This is a genomic window from Pantoea sp. UBA5035 (genome assembly GCF_002415245.1).
In the GTDB taxonomy this organism is placed as follows: domain Bacteria; phylum Pseudomonadota; class Gammaproteobacteria; order Enterobacterales; family Enterobacteriaceae; genus Pantoea; species Pantoea septica.
The window spans coordinates 18,033-35,229 of record NZ_DICD01000014.1; the positions used below are offsets into that span (position 1 = coordinate 18,033).

General features: G+C 59.3%; 16 protein-coding genes. 12 read left to right on the forward strand and 4 right to left on the reverse strand.

All coding sequences use genetic code 11. From position 1 onward, the window contains the following. Positions 1-83: 83 nt before the first annotated feature. The gene (gene lysC / locus B3229_RS10140; RefSeq protein ID WP_033749137.1) at positions 84-1,436 is read left to right on the forward strand and encodes a lysine-sensitive aspartokinase 3; all 1,353 of its coding nucleotides are present in this window, start codon (positions 84-86) and stop codon (positions 1,434-1,436) included. A gap of 240 nt (positions 1,437-1,676) precedes the next feature. Next, positions 1,677-2,594 (forward strand): ketopantoate/pantoate/pantothenate transporter PanS, encoded by a 918-nt coding sequence (panS, locus tag B3229_RS10145; RefSeq protein WP_033749138.1) that lies wholly within the window; start codon positions 1,677-1,679, stop codon positions 2,592-2,594. Between the two features lie 26 nt (positions 2,595-2,620). Here the strand turns inward: panS and B3229_RS10150 are convergent, their stop codons facing one another. After that, the gene (locus tag B3229_RS10150; RefSeq protein WP_286870524.1) at positions 2,621-4,246 is read right to left on the reverse strand and encodes a Na/Pi cotransporter family protein; all 1,626 of its coding nucleotides are present in this window, start codon (positions 4,244-4,246) and stop codon (positions 2,621-2,623) included. A 287-nt stretch (positions 4,247-4,533) separates the two neighbouring features. Here B3229_RS10150 and psiE point away from each other — a divergent pair, with 287 nt between their 5' ends. The 3 genes from psiE to ubiA all read left to right on the forward strand — a co-directional run bounded on the left by psiE (position 4,534) and on the right by ubiA (position 6,423). Beyond that, entirely contained in the window at positions 4,534-4,944 is a 411-nt protein-coding gene (gene psiE, locus B3229_RS10155; RefSeq protein ID WP_033749140.1) for a phosphate-starvation-inducible protein PsiE, read from the forward strand. Between the two features lie 69 nt (positions 4,945-5,013). After that, positions 5,014-5,526 carry a chorismate lyase gene (gene ubiC / locus B3229_RS10160; RefSeq protein ID WP_033749141.1) on the forward strand — a complete coding sequence of 171 codons (513 nt, stop codon included), beginning with the start codon at positions 5,014-5,016 and terminating at the stop codon, positions 5,524-5,526. A gap of 30 nt (positions 5,527-5,556) precedes the next feature. Next, on the forward strand, positions 5,557-6,423 hold the full coding sequence (ubiA, locus tag B3229_RS10165) for a 4-hydroxybenzoate octaprenyltransferase (protein WP_179944787.1): 867 nt from the start codon (positions 5,557-5,559) through the stop codon (positions 6,421-6,423). Positions 6,424-6,635: 212 nt separating this feature from the next. On the opposite strand, the gene plsB is transcribed toward ubiA, so the two are convergent. Beyond that, positions 6,636-9,059: a glycerol-3-phosphate 1-O-acyltransferase PlsB gene (plsB, locus tag B3229_RS10170; protein ID WP_048781414.1), complete on the reverse strand. Its 2,424-nt coding sequence runs from the start codon at positions 9,057-9,059 to the stop codon at positions 6,636-6,638. Positions 9,060-9,187: 128 nt separating this feature from the next. Between plsB and B3229_RS10175 the strand changes: the two genes are divergently transcribed. The 4 genes from B3229_RS10175 (at position 9,188) to B3229_RS10190 (ending at position 12,123) form a co-directional block, all read left to right on the forward strand. Next, positions 9,188-9,556 carry a diacylglycerol kinase gene (locus B3229_RS10175; protein ID WP_286870527.1) on the forward strand — a complete coding sequence of 123 codons (369 nt, stop codon included), beginning with the start codon at positions 9,188-9,190 and terminating at the stop codon, positions 9,554-9,556. Between the two features lie 106 nt (positions 9,557-9,662). Then, positions 9,663-10,277, forward strand: a complete 615-nt coding sequence (gene lexA / locus B3229_RS10180; RefSeq protein ID WP_033749144.1) for a transcriptional repressor LexA — start codon at positions 9,663-9,665, stop codon at positions 10,275-10,277. Between the two features lie 130 nt (positions 10,278-10,407). Further along, the gene (dinF, locus tag B3229_RS10185; protein WP_286870530.1) at positions 10,408-11,730 is read left to right on the forward strand and encodes an MATE family efflux transporter DinF; all 1,323 of its coding nucleotides are present in this window, start codon (positions 10,408-10,410) and stop codon (positions 11,728-11,730) included. 180 nt (positions 11,731-11,910) lie between these two features. Further along, positions 11,911-12,123, forward strand: coding sequence for a CsbD family protein (locus tag B3229_RS10190; protein WP_033749146.1), 213 nt, complete (start codon positions 11,911-11,913; stop codon positions 12,121-12,123). 48 nt (positions 12,124-12,171) lie between these two features. Here B3229_RS10190 and zur read toward each other — a convergent pair whose 3' ends face one another. Continuing rightward, positions 12,172-12,693 carry a zinc uptake transcriptional repressor Zur gene (gene zur, locus B3229_RS10195; protein ID WP_048781408.1) on the reverse strand — a complete coding sequence of 174 codons (522 nt, stop codon included), beginning with the start codon at positions 12,691-12,693 and terminating at the stop codon, positions 12,172-12,174. Between the two features lie 445 nt (positions 12,694-13,138). Here zur and B3229_RS10200 point away from each other — a divergent pair, with 445 nt between their 5' ends. The 3 genes from B3229_RS10200 to pspG all read left to right on the forward strand — a co-directional run bounded on the left by B3229_RS10200 (position 13,139) and on the right by pspG (position 15,940). Further along, on the forward strand, positions 13,139-14,389 hold the full coding sequence (locus B3229_RS10200; protein WP_286870533.1) for a conjugal transfer protein TraF: 1,251 nt from the start codon (positions 13,139-13,141) through the stop codon (positions 14,387-14,389). Positions 14,390-14,500: 111 nt separating this feature from the next. Continuing rightward, positions 14,501-15,496 carry a tRNA dihydrouridine(20/20a) synthase DusA gene (gene dusA, locus B3229_RS10205; RefSeq protein ID WP_286870536.1) on the forward strand — a complete coding sequence of 332 codons (996 nt, stop codon included), beginning with the start codon at positions 14,501-14,503 and terminating at the stop codon, positions 15,494-15,496. A gap of 177 nt (positions 15,497-15,673) precedes the next feature. After that, positions 15,674-15,940, forward strand: coding sequence for an envelope stress response protein PspG (gene pspG, locus B3229_RS10210; protein WP_048781404.1), 267 nt, complete (start codon positions 15,674-15,676; stop codon positions 15,938-15,940). Between the two features lie 189 nt (positions 15,941-16,129). Here the strand turns inward: pspG and B3229_RS10215 are convergent, their stop codons facing one another. Then, entirely contained in the window at positions 16,130-17,113 is a 984-nt protein-coding gene (locus B3229_RS10215) for a quinone oxidoreductase (protein ID WP_286870538.1), read from the reverse strand. Positions 17,114-17,197: the final 84 nt, after the last annotated feature.

The following is a 17,197-nucleotide window of genomic DNA, read 5'->3' on the forward strand; positions in this document are numbered from 1 at the left end:
TCTGCTCTTCCCTTGTGCCAAGGCTGATACAATGTCTCCCGTCCCATAAACGCGGGAGAAGATAACCTGACACGAGGTCGTACATGTCTCAAACTCTGATCGTGGCGAAATTTGGCGGCACCAGCGTTGCCGATTTCGATGCTATGAACCGCAGCGCCGATGTGGTGCTGGCCAATGCCAACACGCGTCTGGTGGTGCTCTCCGCCTCGGCGGGCGTGACCAACCTGCTGGTCTCGCTGGCGGAAGGCCAGGAGCAGGCGCAGCGCGCTTACCTGCTGGACGAAATTCGCCGCATCCAGTATGCGATTGTCGAACGCCTGCAAAATCCGGCCGTTATCCGTGATGAAATCGATCGCATGATCGAAAACATCACCATGCTGTCCGACGCCGCCTCGCTGGCGACCTCCAACGCGCTTACCGACGAACTGGTCAGCCACGGCGAGCTGATGTCCACGCTGCTGTTTGTGGAGATTCTGCGCGAGCGTCAGGTCGAGGCGGAGTGGTTCGACGTGCGTAAAGTAATGCGCACCAACGACCGTTTCGGCCGCGCCGAGCCGGAAATCGCGACGCTGGCCGAACAGGCCGCCGCGCTGCTGACGCCGCGTCTGGCGCAGTCGCTGGTGATTACCCAGGGCTTTATCGGCAGCGAGCAAAAGGGCCGCACCACCACGCTGGGACGCGGCGGCAGCGACTATACCGCCGCGCTGCTGGGCGAGGCGCTGAAAGCGGCGCGCGTCGATATCTGGACCGACGTAGCAGGCATCTACACCACCGACCCGCGCGTGGTGCCGTCCGCGAAGCGTATCGACGACATCACCTTCGAAGAGGCGACTGAAATGGCGATCTTCGGCGCCAAGGTGCTGCATCCGGCGACGCTGCTGCCGGCGGTGCGCAGCGACATCCCAGTGTTTGTTGGCTCAAGCAAAGATCCCGCCGCCGGCGGCACGCGCGTGCATCGCGAAACCGCCAACCCGCCGCTGTTCCGCGCGCTGGCGCTGCGTCGTCGCCAGACGCTGCTGACGCTGCACAGCCTCAACATGCTGCACTCGCGCGGTTTCCTCGTCGAAGTGTTCACTATCCTGGCGCGCCATAATATCTCCGTGGATCTGATTACCACCTCGGAAGTGAGCGTGGCGCTGACGCTCGACACCACTGGCTCGACCTCCACCGGCGACAGCCTGTTGACCCAGGCGCTGCTGACGGAGCTGTCGTCGCTCTGCCGCGTCGAAGTGGAAGAGAACCTGGCGCTGGTGGCGATCATCGGCAATAACCTCTCCCGCGCGCGCGGCGTCGGCAAAGAGGTGTTCGGCACGCTTGAGCCGTTTAACCTGCGGCTGATCTGCTACGGCGCCAGCAGCTACAACCTCTGTTTCCTGGTGCCGGGCGAAGATGCGGAAAGCGTGGTGCGCGCGCTGCATAAAAACCTGTTCGAATAACGATCCGCCCGGCCGGATCGGATCCGGCTGGTGCGATCGACCGCTTTTTAGCGCAAAAGCCAGCGTATTTCCGGCACTATCTGGCGGATCGGCAGCAGTCGATCCCCATTTTCCCTTCTGGCCTCACCTTGCGATAACGAAATGTTATGATCCCGCTCCGCTGGCGCACCCGTTCCTGCGTCGCGTTTCTCTGTGGCAAATTCGCGAAAAAACACAACATTCAAAGAAGGAAGTCTGGCTATGCTCGCCAAATTAACTCGCCTGTTCCCGCTGTGGGCCGTGCTGCTCTCGGTGGCCGCCTACTACTCGCCCGGCACTTTTCTCGGCATCGGACCCTGGGTCTCCTGGCTGCTGATGCTGATTATGTTTGGTATGGGCGTTACGCTTAATATCGACGATTTCAAACGCGTGCTGGTGCGTCCGGCGCCGGTGATCGCCGGCACCTTTCTGCACTATCTGGTGATGCCGCTCGCCGCCTGGGCGCTGGCGAAGCTGTTCCAGATGCCGCCGGATCTCGCCGCGGGCATGATCCTGGTGGGCAGCGTGGCCAGCGGCACCGCCTCGAACGTGATGATCTATCTGGCGAAGGGCGACGTCGCGCTGTCGGTGACCATCTCCTCGGTTTCTGCGCTGGTGGGCGTTTTCGCGACGCCGCTGCTGACGCGCTTCTACGTCGATACGCATATTCAGGTGGACGTGGTGGGCATGCTGCTCAGCATCGTGAAGATCGTGGCGATCCCGATTAGCCTGGGGCTGATCGTCCACCACAGTTTTAACGGTCTGGTGCGCCGGATCGAGCCTTACCTGCCGGCTTTCTCTATGGTATGCATTCTGTTGATCATCAGCGCCGTGGTGGCGGGCAGCCAGGGCTTTATCGGATCGGTCGGCCTGATGGTGATTGCCGCCGTGGTGATGCATAACGCCATCGGCCTGCTGGGCGGCTACTGGGGCGGCAAGCTGTTCGGCTTCGACGAGTCGACCTGCCGCACGCTGGCGCTGGAGGTGGGCATGCAAAACTCCGGGCTGGCGGCGACGCTGGGCAAGCTCTACTTCTCGCCGCTGGCCGCGCTGCCGGGCGCGCTCTTTTCGGTCTGGCACAATCTCTCTGGTTCGCTGCTGGCGGGCTACTGGTCAGGCAAACCGGTCGACAAAAAGTAACAGAGCGGGGGCCGGGCGCCCCCGCTTTACTCCTCGTCTCGCTCGTCGTCCGGCTGCTCCAGCAGCGTATAGGCCACGCTGCACAGCAGCGAATTCAGGCGCTTCATATCCCCCAGCAGACCGAGATGCAGCGAGCTGGTTTCAATGCTCTGGACGTTCTTTTGATGCAGTCGCTCGACATGCGCATGCGAAAAGCGGCGAATCAGAATGCGGAAGCGATGCTTGGCGCGACGCAGCCGTTTCGCGCTGGTGACGTCGCGCGAGAGAAATACCGACAGGCTCAGGCGCAGGTTCGCCAGCAGCTGCTCATGCAGCGTCTCTAACTCCTTGATGCCCTCCGCCGAGAAGGCGCGGCGTGGCGTCAACGCCTTATCCGCCACGTCGCCGCTCATGCGTTCGATAATGTCGCCCGCCTGCTCAAGATTCAGCGACATTTCGATAATTTCACCCCAGCGGCGCGAATCCTCTTCCGACAGATCCTCTTTCGGCATGCGCGCCAGATAGAGCTTGATAGCGGTATAAAGCACGTCTACGTCGTCGTCCAGCCGCCGCACCGTGCGCTCTTCGCGCACTTCGCCGTGCACCACTTTATTGAACGCCTCCAGCATCATTTCCAGCACGTCGCCGATGCGCAGCGTCTCGCGCGCGGCATTAACCAGCGCCAGCGTCGGCGTATCCAGCGCGCTGCGGTCGAGATGGCGAGGCTTCATCGCCATATCCGCCTCGGCATCGTCGCTGATAAGGCGGTTGCAGAGCCGCGCCATCGGGTCGGCGAAGGGCACCATAATCAGGCAGCGGATCAGGTTGTAGAAGACGTGGAAGAAGATCACCAGCTCTTCGTCGTTGACCGGCATCTTATCCAGCCAGGGCGCCAGCAGGTTGATAAAGGGCAGCACCGCCAGCGAGCCGAGCAGTTTGAACAGCAGGCTGCCGAGCGCCACCCGCTTGCCGGCGGCATTGGAGCCGCTGGCGTTCAACATCGCCAGCAGGCCGCTGCCGAGGTTGGCGCCGATTACCAGGCAGAGCGCGACTTTAAACGAAATCACGCCTGCGGCGGTCAGCGTGGCGGTAATCAGCACTGCCGCCAGGCTGGAGTAGCTGATAATGGCGAAGACCGCGCCGATGAGCGCATCCAGCAGAATATCGCCGGTCAGGCTGGAGAAGAGAACCTGTACCCCAGCCGCCTGGGTAATCGGCCGGGCGGCGCTGACAATCAGCTGCAGCGCCAGCAAAATCAGCCCCAGCCCGATGCTGGCGCGGCCCATCTGACCGATGCGCGTCTGCTTGCGCGACAGGAAGAAGACCACGCCGAAAAAGATAAACAGCGGCGACAGCCAGGAGAGATCGAAGGTCAGAATACGCGCCATGATGGCGGTGCCGACGTCGGCGCCCAGTACCACCACCAGCGCAGGCGTCAGGCCCATCAGCTTCTGGGCCACAAATGAGGTCGCCAGCAGCGTGGTGGCGTTACTGCTCTGCACCAGCGTGGTGACGCCGATACCGGCCAGGAAAGCCATGGGTTTCTTTTCGATGCTGCGGCTGAGCACGCGACGCAGGTCGGCGCCGAAGACGCGCATAATGCCGGAGCGCACGATATGGGTGCCCCAGACCAGCAGGGCAACGGCGGAGAGAAGATTAAGCAGGGTTAACACGTCATGCCACTCCATAACCGTCAGGCTAAAAAGCAGCAGAGAGCCAGCCTGACGGAAAGAGCAATCTGCAAAACGAACGGCCGGACGGGCGCAATTTTTCCTGAGTTTTAAGCGACCTGCGCGCGCTGCCGACCTTTTAACTGTAGACCAGTTCGCTGATACGGGAAGGGGATCGATGCTGGATTTTTATCCGCCGCGGCGAAGGCGCGCCGGCGGTATCTTGTGATCTATATCACATTACAGCATGATGACGATCCTTTACTAAAAAGCCATTATCGAGGCAAATCATGAACGTTAAACCCACTGGCGGTCAGTACATCGCATTGGCACTGCAATGGGTGCTGAATCTGGGACTGCTGGCGCTGGCGGTTATTCTGGCGGTGTTTCTGGGCAAAGAGACGCTGCACCTTGCTAACGTGCTGCTAAACGTCGGGGAACAGGCCTCCTCTTATCTGCTGATTGAGGGGATCGTGATCTATTTCCTCTACTTCGAATTTATCGCGCTGATCGTTAAATACTTCCAGTCTGGCTACCACTTCCCGCTGCGCTATTTTGTCTATATCGGCATTACGGCGATTATTCGGCTGATTATCGTCGACCATAAAAATCCCTTCGATACGCTCTGCTACTCCGGCGCCATCCTGATTCTGGTGGTGACCCTGTGGCTGGCAAACAGCAATCGCCTGAAGCGCGAATAACGGCCGCCAGGTGTGCCCGCCGCGCCTCTGCGCTACACTGTTGCCCTCAAAATTGACGGGAGTGGTGATATGTCGCAAGAGGCGCTCAGCTTATTACGCGCGCTCAACTGGCTGCCATCTACGCATCCGACGCTGACCGCGCCGCTGCTGGACTGGCTGATGGAGGAGGACTCCATGACGCGCCGTTTCGAGCAGCATTGTCGGCAGGTGACGGTGCGGCCGATGCGCGAAGGCTTTATCAACGCCGATGAACTCACCGATGAAAGGGCGCTTCTGCCGGACGATGCGCGCTTCTGGCTGCGCGAGATCGTGCTGTGCGGCGATGACGAACCCTGGCTTATCGGCCGCACGCTGGTGCCGGAAAGCACGCTCAACGGCCCGGAACAGATGCTGCAACAGCTGGGGACGCGCCCGCTTGGCCGCTATCTTTTCTCCTCTTCGACCTTAAGCCGCGACTTTATCGAACCGGGCAGCGTCGGCGCGCTCTGGGGACGCCGCTCGCGCCTGCGGCTGTCGGGCAAGCCGCTGCTGCTGACCGAACTGTTTTTACCCGCCTCGCCGCTCTATCGCGACCTGGCCTGAGGACGATTAAACGTGGAAAAAAGCGTACAGATGAGTAAGTTTCAGGCCTATAGCCGCCTGATGCGTATTGATAAACCGATCGGCACGCTGCTGCTGCTGTGGCCGACGCTGTGGGCGCTCTGGCTGTCGGATATGGGCGTGCCGCCGCTGTCGGTGCTGGTGGTGTTTGTGCTCGGCGTGTTTGTGATGCGCGCGGCGGGCTGCGTGATTAACGACTTCGCCGACCGCAAGGTCGACGGCTTCGTGAAGCGTACCGCAGGTCGTCCGCTGCCCAGCGGCGCGGTCAGCGAGAAAGAGGCGAAAATCCTGTTTGTGCTGCTGGGCTTGCTGGCGTTCGCGCTGGTGCTCACCATGAACCTGATGACGATTCTGCTTTCGCTCGGCGGGCTGGCGCTGGCCTGGTGCTATCCCTTTATGAAGCGCTATACCCATCTGCCGCAGGTAGTGTTAGGCGCGGCGTTCGGCTGGGCGATTCCCATGGCCTGGGCAGCGGTTAGTGAGTCCTTACCATTGGAGTGCTGGCTGGTGTTCCTGGCAAATATCTGCTGGACCGTCGCCTATGATACGCAGTACGCCATGGTCGATCGCGATGACGATATCAAGATCGGCGTTAAATCGACGGCGATTCTGTTTGGTCGCTACGACAAGCTGATTATCGGCCTGCTGCAGCTCGCAACCCTGGGGCTGCTGGCGCTGGTGGGTCTGCTGATGCAGCTTAACGCCTTCTTTTACTGGTCGCTGCTCGGCGCCGCCGCGCTGTTTCTCTACCAGCAAAAGCTGATCGTTCGCCGCGAGCGCGACGCCTGCTTCCAGGGGTTTCTTAACAACAACTATGTCGGCCTGGTGGTGTTTATCGGCGTAGTGCTGAATACGCCGCCGTTTAGCCAGCTGTTTTAAACGCCGTTTTTTAACGGGCACCCATGCTGAAACAAGCGGTGGGCATGGCCCGAAGAGCAAAGCGTCCCGCGTCAGGGATGACGCGGGCCGAGCTGGCATGGATGCCGCTGTTGCGTCTTTGCGATCGGGCCATGCCCACCGCGCAGGCACCTTCCAGGGAACAAAAAAGGGCGACATCTCTGTCGCCCCTGGTTTTTGCTGCCCGCGGCAGGCTACTCGTGCGCCACCGCGCTTTCGATGGTCAGCCGCACATCGCTGGTCACCAGATCGGCCAGAATATGCCAGGTAGCCTGCGTACGCTCGACGTCGGCGTCGCCGGTGTCGCTGATATAACCCTCATCGCGCAGCGTCAGCACCAGCGTGGTAAACACCGCCTTATCGAAAAACTCCGGCGCATTAATGCCGTGCAGCACCGAAAGACGCTGCGCCAGCATACGGCTCTCTTTCTCCAGCGTGCCGCGGTTGATGGTCGGCTTCGCGCTGAGAATCGAGAAGGTGATGGCGAAACGCTGCAGAGTCTCGCGGATACCAGCGGCCAGCAGCTGCAGCGTGCGATAACGCGCGGCGGTGTGGCGCAGCTGTCCATCCTGCAGAGTAATCAGTCCCTGACGCGCCAGCTCCTGACAGAGGGCGCTCAGCAGCGCCGGCAGCGCGTCGATTTCCCAGCGCAGGAATAGCTCGCTTTTCAGCATCGGGTAAATCAGACGCACCTGGCGCAGCAGCTCGGCTTCGCTCAGGTTCGGGTGCTGCTGAATAATGGCGGCGATCAGCGACGGCATCACCAGCATATGGTGAATATTGTTGCGGTAATAGGTCATCAGCACCGCCTGCTCGCGCGGCAGAATGATGATGTCGCCGATATTGTCCTGTTCGGTTTCAAACTTATTCATGCTCATGGCATGGTTCAGCAGCGCTTCCGCTGAAAGCGGCGGCACGGTCGATTCCGGCGAATAGGGCACATTGCGCAGCAGCTCGGTATAGCACTCAAGCTGCTCGATCAGCTGCTCGCGGGTTAGCGAACGCTGACGTGAGGCGAGCAGCGCGGTCACGCACAGGTTCATGGCGTTGGCGGCGCCCGCTTCGTTGATGCGCACCATCAGACGCGCCGCGATATCGTTCACCGTTGGCGTCAGCCAGCTGGGACGCTGCGGTTCAATCGGATCGATGGCGTCGCGCCACTCCGGCACCTGCTTGTTGAGGTAGTTCACCAGCGGCAGCGGTTCGCCGAAGTTAACGTAGCCCTGACCCAGATTACGCAGCTTACGCAGGCCGCGCACCATCTGCATAAAGCCTTCTTTCTCTTTCGCCGCGCCGCGCAGCTCTTTGGCGTAAGTGCCCACTTCCATCACGTGCTCATAGCCGATGTAGATCGGCACCAGCGTAATCGGACGTTTGCCGCCGCGCAGCATCGCCTGCAGCGTCATCGCCAGCGTGCCGGTTTTCGGATCGAGCAAACGACCGGTACGTGAGCGCCCACCTTCAACAAAATACTCGACCGAGTAGCCGCGGCTGAACAGCTCGCCGAGATATTCGCGGAACACGGTGGCGTAGAGTTTGTTGCCTTTGAAGGTGCGACGAATAAAGAACGCGCCCAGGCGGCGGAAGATCGGGCCGGCTGGCCAGAAGTTCAGGTTGATGCCTGCGGCGATATGCGGCGGCACCAGACCCTGGTGATAAAGCACGTAGGAGAGCAGCAGGTAATCCATGTGGCTGCGGTGGCAGGGCACATAGACGATCTCATGGCCATCTTCCGCCAGCTGGCGCACGCGTTCGCCGCCGTTGACGTTGATGCCCTGATAGAGACGGCTCCACAGCCAGCCCATCACGCGATCGGTGACGCGGATCGCCTCATAGGAGAAGTCGGCAGCGATCTCCTCCATCATTTCGACGGCGTTCTGCTGCGCCTTCTCATGGGAAAGCTTTTTACTGCGCGCCTCTTCTTCCACCGCTTTTTCAATCGCCTTGGACTGCAGCAGCTTGTTGAAGAGATCCTGACGCGCCGGCAGACGCGGGCCGACCGCGGCTAAACGCTGGCGCGCGAAATGAATGCGCGCCACGCGCGCCAGTTTCTGCGCGATCGATTTATCGGTGCCGTGCTGCGTCGCCATCCAGCGCAGCGAAACCGTCGGGGAAAAGCGCACAAAGCTGTCGCGGCCGTGCCAGATAATAGCGAAGAACTTCTCAACCCCGTTAAGCTCGCGCAGGTGCGGCGCATCGTCGCCCTGAACCTCGCGGCCAGGCGCGCGCCCGAACATCACCGATACCGGCAGCATCTGGATATCGAGCTGAGGATTGTTGCGGTGCAGATCGAGATACTCGTGGAAAATCTTCACCGACTCCGTATTCGGCCCGAAATGGGGGAATACGCGCGGGCCGTCGTGGATAAACACGTGGCGCGGCAGCAGCGCGCCGTCGATTTCCAGCGGCGACAGCGGATCGGGCAAATTATGCTTCAGACACTGCTGGCGCAGCGTCAGCAAATCTGCCTTGGAATCGTATGGCAGCACGTACATAATCGGCCGCGTCGGATCGAGTCCATGTTCGGAAACGGGATCGCCCGGAATAGCCTTCGTTTTTACCAGAATGGAAAGTGGTAAATTCAACAATTTATAATAAAGTTTACGCCAACCTGACATAGACAACATGAAGCCTCTTGTTAGCAAAGCGCCGCAAGCATATCAGAAAGTGCTGCGAAGATCTGTGGTGGTGCCAAACGCACCTGGCCCAGACATTGACGTCAAACAACTAAAAGGGTTCCCTCGCAATGGCAAGTAATACCACCGGTTTACTCAGGATAGTGAAAGCGGCAGGCTACTCGTGGCAGGGGCTACGCGCCGCCTGGCAGCATGAAGCCGCGTTTCGTCAGGAAGCCACGGCCGCCATCGTCGCCATCGTCATCGCCTGCTGGCTGGACGTCGACACCGTCGCGCGCATCCTGATGATCGGATCGGTGGTGCTGGTGATCATCGTCGAGATCCTCAACAGCGCCATTGAGGCGGTAGTCGACCGCATCGGCCAGGAGAGGCATCCGCTGGCGGGGCGGGCGAAAGATATGGGCTCCGCCGCCGTCTTGCTCACCATCATACTGGCGCTGTTTGTCTGGATCGCGCTGCTCTGGACCCATTTGCGGTAGCCTTTCCAGAATTGCCCAAATGGCTGTTATTTCCCTGGGTTTTGGTTTTCATTTCGCCAATACCTGTATATACTCACAGCGACTGTATAAACAACCAGGGGGCGGGATGAAAGCATTAACCACCAGGCAGCAACAGGTTTATGACCTGATTCGCGACCATATCAACCAGACGGGCATGCCGCCAACGCGTGCGGAGATCGCCTCGCAGCTGGGGTTCCGTTCCCCCAACGCCGCCGAAGAACACCTCAAAGCGCTGGCGCGTAAAGGCGTTATCGAGATCGTTTCCGGCGCATCACGCGGCATTCGCCTGCTGATGGAAGAGGAAGAGTCCAACGGACTGCCGCTAATCGGCCGCGTCGCCGCCGGCGAGCCGCTGCTGGCGCAGGAACATATTGAAACGCACTACAAAGTCGATCCCGACCTGTTTAAGCCCTCTGCTGACTTCCTGCTGCGCGTCGCCGGTATGTCGATGAAAGATATCGGCATTATGGATGGCGATCTGCTGGCTGTGCATAAAACGCAGGATGTGCGTAACGGTCAGGTCGTCGTGGCGCGCATCGATGACGAAGTCACGGTAAAGCGCTGGAAAAAGCAGGGCACCGTGGTTCATCTGCTGCCGGAAAACAACGACTTCGAGCCGATTATCGTCGACACCCGCACGCAGTCGCTGACCGTTGAAGGTCTGGCGGTAGGCGTGGTGCGCAACGGCGAGTGGCTCTGACCGCTGGCTTTCAGACGCCTGCATCACTTTGTCAGGCGTCTGTACGGTAATCTTTTCATGCGCCTCCTGCGGCTAACGTCGCGCCGGGGCCGCCTCGCTTCTTTTTACGTTTTCAGGCATGGACCGGCTGATGCGTCTCTTCTCTGCTGACGACCGACAACTCTGGCGGCTGGCGCTGCCGATGATCCTCTCCAATATCACCGTACCGCTGCTTGGCCTGGTGGACACCGCCGTTATCGGCCATCTCGACAGTCCGGTTTACCTGGGCGGCGTAGCGATTGGCGCGACCGCGACCAGCTTCGTCTTTATGCTTTTACTCTTTCTGCGCATGAGCACCACCGGCATTACCGCGCAGGCCTTTGGCGCGCGTGATACGCAGGCGCTGGCGCGCGCCCTGACGCAGCCGCTCCTGATGGCGCTGCTTGCGGGCCTGCTGTTTATCCTGCTGCGCGAGCCGCTCAGCGCGCTGACGGGTCGGCTGGCGGGCGGCGATCTGCAGGTGCAGGAGCAGGCCGCGATCTTTATTCATATCCGCTGGCTCAGCGCGCCGGCGACGCTGGCGAACATGGTGATCCTCGGCTGGCTGCTGGGCGTGCAGTATGCCCGCGCGCCGGTCGTGCTGCTGGTGGTGGGCAACGCGGTCAATATTCTGCTCGATCTCTGGCTGGTGCTCGGGCTGAAGTGGGGCGTGGCAGGGGCGGCGAGCGCCACGGCGCTGGCGGAATATGTCACGCTGGCGGTTGGGCTGGCGATGGTGTGGCGCGTACTGAAGCTACGCGGCATCTCGATAGCGATGCTGAAAGAGAGCTGGCGCGGCGATATCAGCCGCCTGCTGCGTCTCAATCGCGACATTATGTTGCGCTCGCTGCTGCTGCAGCTCTGCTTTGCATCGCTGACGCTAATCGGCGCGCGACTGGGGCCGGAGATTGTCGCCGCTAACGCCGTACTGCTGATGTTTATCACCTTTACCGCCTATGCGCTCGACGGCTTCGCTTATGCAGTGGAAGCCGTCTCTGGCGAGGCCTATGGCGCGCGCGACGGAGAACGACTGCTGTCGGTGTGGCGCGCCGCCTGCCGACAGGCGGGCATGGTCGCGCTGGCCTTTGCGCTCATCTATGCGGCGAGCGGCGACGCTATCGTGTCGATGCTGACTTCGCTAGAGTCGCTGCGCCAGCTGGTGGATCGCTATCTCATCTGGCAGATCGTTCTGCCGCTGGCGGGCGTATGGTGCTATCTGCTGGACGGTCTGTTTATCGGCGCGACGCGCGGACGCGAAATGCGCAACAGTATGGCGATGGCCGCGCTTGGCTACTTCCTGACGCTGCTGACTCTTCCCTGGCTAGGCAATCACGGCTTATGGCTGGCGGTCACGATGTTTCTTGCGCTGCGCGGCGTTTCGCTTTGGCTCATCTGGCGGCGTGAATGGCGTTTAAATCGCTGGTTTCAAAGTTAATTTACGCGCACAGCGGCAGCCGTAAAACGCTGCGCCTGACGGATTATTCTGTATTTATCCGCCAGTTGCCGATTCGTCTACTATAATTATCTTACAACAGCGCGACACAGCAGCGCTTTGTATTGTCGTACTGCCAATGTGTGGTGGTATGTAAAACTAAGGATGACGTGGAGGTCTGACATGAATAAAGACGAAGCGAGCGGTAACTGGAAGCAGTTCAAAGGCAAATTCAAAGAAAAATGGGGCAAGCTGACCGACGATGACATGCAGGTTATCGAAGGCAAACGCGATCAGCTTGTCGGCAAAATTCAGGAACGCTACGGTTACGCTAAGGATGAGGCAGAGAAAGAAGTCTCAGACTGGGAAACCCAGAATAAAGATTACCGCTGGTAATCTCCTCACTCAGGATTCACCTGAGCGATCGGCACAGGGAAGTGCCGCTTACCCTCTTTTTCCGCGCTTTTTCCCTTCAGACTCATGATCGTGACTGCAGCTATCCTGATGCGTACAGGCTTCAACTTCCGCACATTGGGTACAGAGCCCATGCGCCTCAATCACGCTATGTCGTAGCGTAAAGCGCGCTTCGCCAGCCAGATCGGCAATGATATTTTCGACGCCCTGCGCCTGCTTTTCCGTTACTGCCGCGCAGCGATCGCATACCAGCATCACCGAAGTATGCGCTGGCGCCTCAAAATGATGGCAAACCACGTAGCTATTGTTTGATTCCACGCGATGGATAAAACCCTGCTCCAGCAAAAAATCGAGCGCGCGATAAACCGTCGGCGGCTTCGCCTGCGGTTCGCTGGCGCGTAGCTGATCCAGCAGGTCGTAAGCGCTAATCGACCCATGCTGCGCCGCCATCAGACGTAACACCTCAGCGCGCTGTGCGGTCAGACGCACTCCGCGTTGCAGGCAGAGCTTTTCCGCCTGAGTCATGATTTTTTCTGGCGTCATTGTCGACATGGTGATTCTCCGCTAAAAACGAGATGTTATCTTATCACAGCAGATGCGCTTGCGCTTAAGTTGCGCGCTTTCAGCGCAATCCCTGTCATGACCTATTAATATCAATGCATTAGGCTGGTATGCGCTTGATGAAGTTGTTCCTGCAATGCTAATCAGTGCCAACATCTTTGACACATAAAACAACAAAATTATAGTTTTGCTTTACAACTCACCAGGTTAAGCACTAATGTTCATGAGGCCTTAAGCAACTGCTGGCCTTAATATCCTTTTTGACTACCCCGCTAAATAATAAAAGCGCCGATTTGTAGCTAAAACATCCAATCCGGCGAATAACAGTGCTGTTACGACTGAATTCACAGCAATGAACCGTTAGCCGAGATTCACAATAGCGCTAACGACAAATTCCGATGATGAATGTTTTCCTGATCAAGGTGATGGCAGACAAATGGCGAACAAAACCACCCGGCGCTCTGCGCTTTTATATCCTGCTGTTTTAAACGCGCTCTTTATCTCTTCTTCCGCTATGGCCGCGGGGACCTGGTATGATGCGCGCAACGACGCGATGGGCGGTACAGGCGTTGCGTCCTCTACGTGGAGCTCTGCCGTGCTGGCGAACCCGGCGCTAATGACGCGCGCACAGCCGGACGATAACGTCGGCATTATTTTTCCTTCTGCCGGCCTGCAGATTACCGATAAAGACAAGATGGTCGATAAAGTCGATGACATCAGCGATACCGTCGATCGCTACCGTGGCGTGATCAACGGCCTGACTTTCCGCGACTATCTCAACGGCTATCCACAGTTAAAAACGGCGTCGCGAGACGTGGCGAACCAGCTGCGCGACCTGCGCGGCAACAAAGCCAACGGCACGGCGGGCGTCGCGCTGGCGGTGACCGTTCCCAATGAAACGCTGCCCTTCGCCTTTATCACTAAGGCGTATGGCACGGTGCACCTGCGCGCCAACGTGGCGCAGAGCGACATCGCCTATCTCGACGGCGTGGCAAACGGCACCGTTATTCCCGTTCCGGGCGACCAGAATAACCTGCGTTCCAGCGCAAACGGACTGGCGGCGCTGGTCACCGACTACGGCATCGCCGTGGCGCACGAGTTCAGCGTGGCGGGACATCCGGTTTCGATCGGCGTCACGCCGAAGATCCAGAAAACCTGGCTCTATAACTACACCGCCAGCATCTACAACTACGATAAAAACGATCTCAACGGCAGCCGCTACCGCAACGATAATACCGGCTTCAACGTTGATGCCGGCTTAGCGACGCCGCTAGGCGACAACTGGACGCTGGGCGTCACCGGACAGAACCTGGTGTCGCGCGATCTGAAAACCAAAGAGACCAACGGCTATCGCGACACCTACCAGATCCGTCCGCTGGTGACCTCGGGCCTGTCGTGGAACGGCGGACCCTTTACCGCGGCGCTGGATGTGGATCTTACCGAAACGAAACGCTTTAAATCGGAAGAGAGCAGCCAGTACGCGGGTGTCGGCGGCGAATACCGCGTGCTGGACTGGCTGGCGCTGCGCGCCGGCTACCGCGCGGATATGAAATCCAATGATGAAAATGTCTTCACCGCCGGCTTCGGCGTGTCGCCGTTCAACAACGCGGTGCATCTGGATCTGGCGGGTTCAGTAGGCGACAACAACACCTGGGGCGCGATGATGCAGCTCGGGTTTAACTTCTAATCGGCAATTTTTAGCCGTCATTATGCCGGGCGATGCAGAGTCGCCCGGCACCTTGTAAATGTGCTATCATTGCGCAGATTATCATCACCCTTAACGGATTTTCTGCGCTTCATGAGCAATTCTTTCTCCTCGCAACGTTTTTCCATCGCGCCGATGCTCGACTGGACCGACCGACACTGTCGCTATTTCCATCGTCAGCTGACCGGCGACGCGCTGCTCTACACCGAAATGGTGACCACCGGCGCCATTATTCACGGCAAGGGCGACTACCTGGCCTACAGCGAGGCGGAACATCCGGTCGCGCTGCAGCTTGGCGGCAGCGATCCGGCGGCGCTGGCGCAGTGCGCGAAGCTGGCGGAAGAGCGTGGCTACGATGAGGTAAACCTCAACGTCGGCTGTCCCTCCGATCGCGTCCAGAACGGACGTTTCGGCGCCTGCCTGATGGCGGAAGCGTCGCTGGTGGCCGAGTGCATCGACGCCATGCGTCAGGTGGTTTCGATTCCGGTAACGGTAAAAACCCGTATCGGCATCGACGAGCAGGACAGCTACGCCTTTTTGACCGATTTTGTTGGCATCGTCGCGCAGCGCGGCGGCTGCGACACCTTTATCATCCATGCGCGTAAAGCCTGGCTTTCCGGCCTGAGCCCGAAAGAGAACCGCGAAATTCCGCCGCTCGACTATCCACGCGTCTATCAGCTAAAGCGTGATTTTCCCCAGCTGACTATCGCCATTAATGGCGGCGTGAAGTCGCTGGAAGAGGCGAAAACGCATCTGCAGCATCTCGATGGCGTGATGATGGGACGCGAGGCCTACCAGAATCCTGGCCTGCTGGCGCAGGTCGATCGCGAGCTGTTCGGCCGTGACGCGCCGGTTGCGGATCCGGTAGCGGTGGTGCGCAGCATGTATCCCTATATAGAGGCGGAACTGGCGAAGGGCACCTACCTCGGCCACGTCACGCGTCATATGCTCGGCCTGTTCCAGGGCATTCCCGGCGCGCGTCAGTGGCGTCGTCATCTGAGTGAAAACGCCCATAAGCCGGGCGCAGACGTACGCGTGCTGGAAGCGGCGCTGGCGCTAGTAGCGGATAAGATCCCGCAGGAAGCCTGATCACCCGCGGCAGCGGTAAAAAAGCCAGCCTGAGCGCTGGTTTTTTTTACGCCAAAAATCGATGAAATTCGCCACTGTTAAGACGGGCTTGATAGATATTTTCTTTTTTATTCAAACAGATAAACTCTGGCACGCTTCTTGTAATAAGGCTGTAGAACTAACAAGAGGAGTAACAACGTGGAAATTCTATTTGTGCTGGGCTTTTTCCTGATGCTTCTGGTCACAGGCGTCTCGCTGTTGGGCGTGCTGGCGGCGCTGGTGGTCGCGACGGCGGTGATGTTTATCGGCGGCCTGTTTGCGCTTGTAATCAAATTGTTGCCATGGCTGGTGCTGGCACTGGTTGCCGCCTGGGTGTATCGCGCCTTTTGCGGCGATAGTCGCGAGCGGGCGCGCCGCAAGCTGCGTCGTAAAATCAGCAAGTTAGAACGCCGTCGCGGCTATTAATTGCGGGTGCGATCACAGACTGACAGATTGCTTATGCCAGTTTCGCAATTAAACATATTTTTTACTTATGTTTTCTGCCAGGATGATCGCCGTTGAGTCGACATGAATTCATCGCCGCTGTCCCTACACCAGCGCGAACGATAAAAAGAAAAGGGGCTTCCTACGGGAAGCCCCGTTTGCGTTCAGGCATCAGGGAATAAGCAGGCTGGATCCCTGGGTGCTGCGGCTTTCCAGCGTACGGTGCGCTCGCTCCGCCTCTCTCAGCGGGAACTTCTGCTGCTCCGGCACCTCAACCTTGATTGCGCCGCTGGCAAGCAGCGAGAAGAGATCGTTGCTTGCCTGCTCCAGCTCTTCGCGGTTGGTGATATAGCCGTAGAGCGAAGGGCGCGTGACGAACAGCGAGCCTTTCTGGTTGAGTATGCTCAAATCCACGCCGGTAACCGGCCCGGAAGCATTACCAAAACTCACCATCAGCCCCTGACGGCGCAGCGAATCCAGCGACGCTTCCCAGGTATCTTTGCCCACCGAGTCATACACCACCGCGACTTTTTTGCCGTCGGTCAGCTGGCTGACGCGTTCAGCGATATTCTCTTCCCGGTAGTTGATGGTCGCCCAGGCGCCCGCCGCTTTCGCCAGCTTCGCCTTTTCCGCCGACCCGACGGTGCCAATGAGATGCGCACCGAGCGCTTTCGCCCACTGGCAGGCGATCAGGCCGACGCCGCCCGCTGCCGCATGGAACAGAAAGGTCTCGTCCGGCTTCACCTGGTAGGTCTGGCGCAGCAGATAGTGCACGGTGAGCCCCTTCAGAAAGCTGGCGGCAGCCTGTTCGAAGCTGATGGCGTCCGGCAGCAGCATCAGGCGATCTTCCGCCACGTTGTGCAGCTCGCTGTAGGCGCCCAGCGTCGCCTGGCAATAGACCACGCGATCGCCCGGCTTAAAGCGCGTGACCGCGCTGCCGACGCGCTTCACCACGCCCGCCGCTTCGGTGCCGAGGCCAGAGGGCAGGGCGGGAACCGGATAAAGGCCGCCGCGCACGTAGGTATCGATATAGTTAATGCCGATGGCGCGGTTCTCTACCTGCACTTCGTGTTCAGCAGGATCGGCAGGATCGACATCTACCCATTGCAATACCTCAGGTCCGCCCTGCGCGGTGAACTGAATACGCTTTGCCATTTTTACTCCTGTGATTGTTCAACATGAGGCGTGAGAGGCGCGCCGCCATAAGGTATACTGGCGCGTCCCCTCAGAAGATCGGTA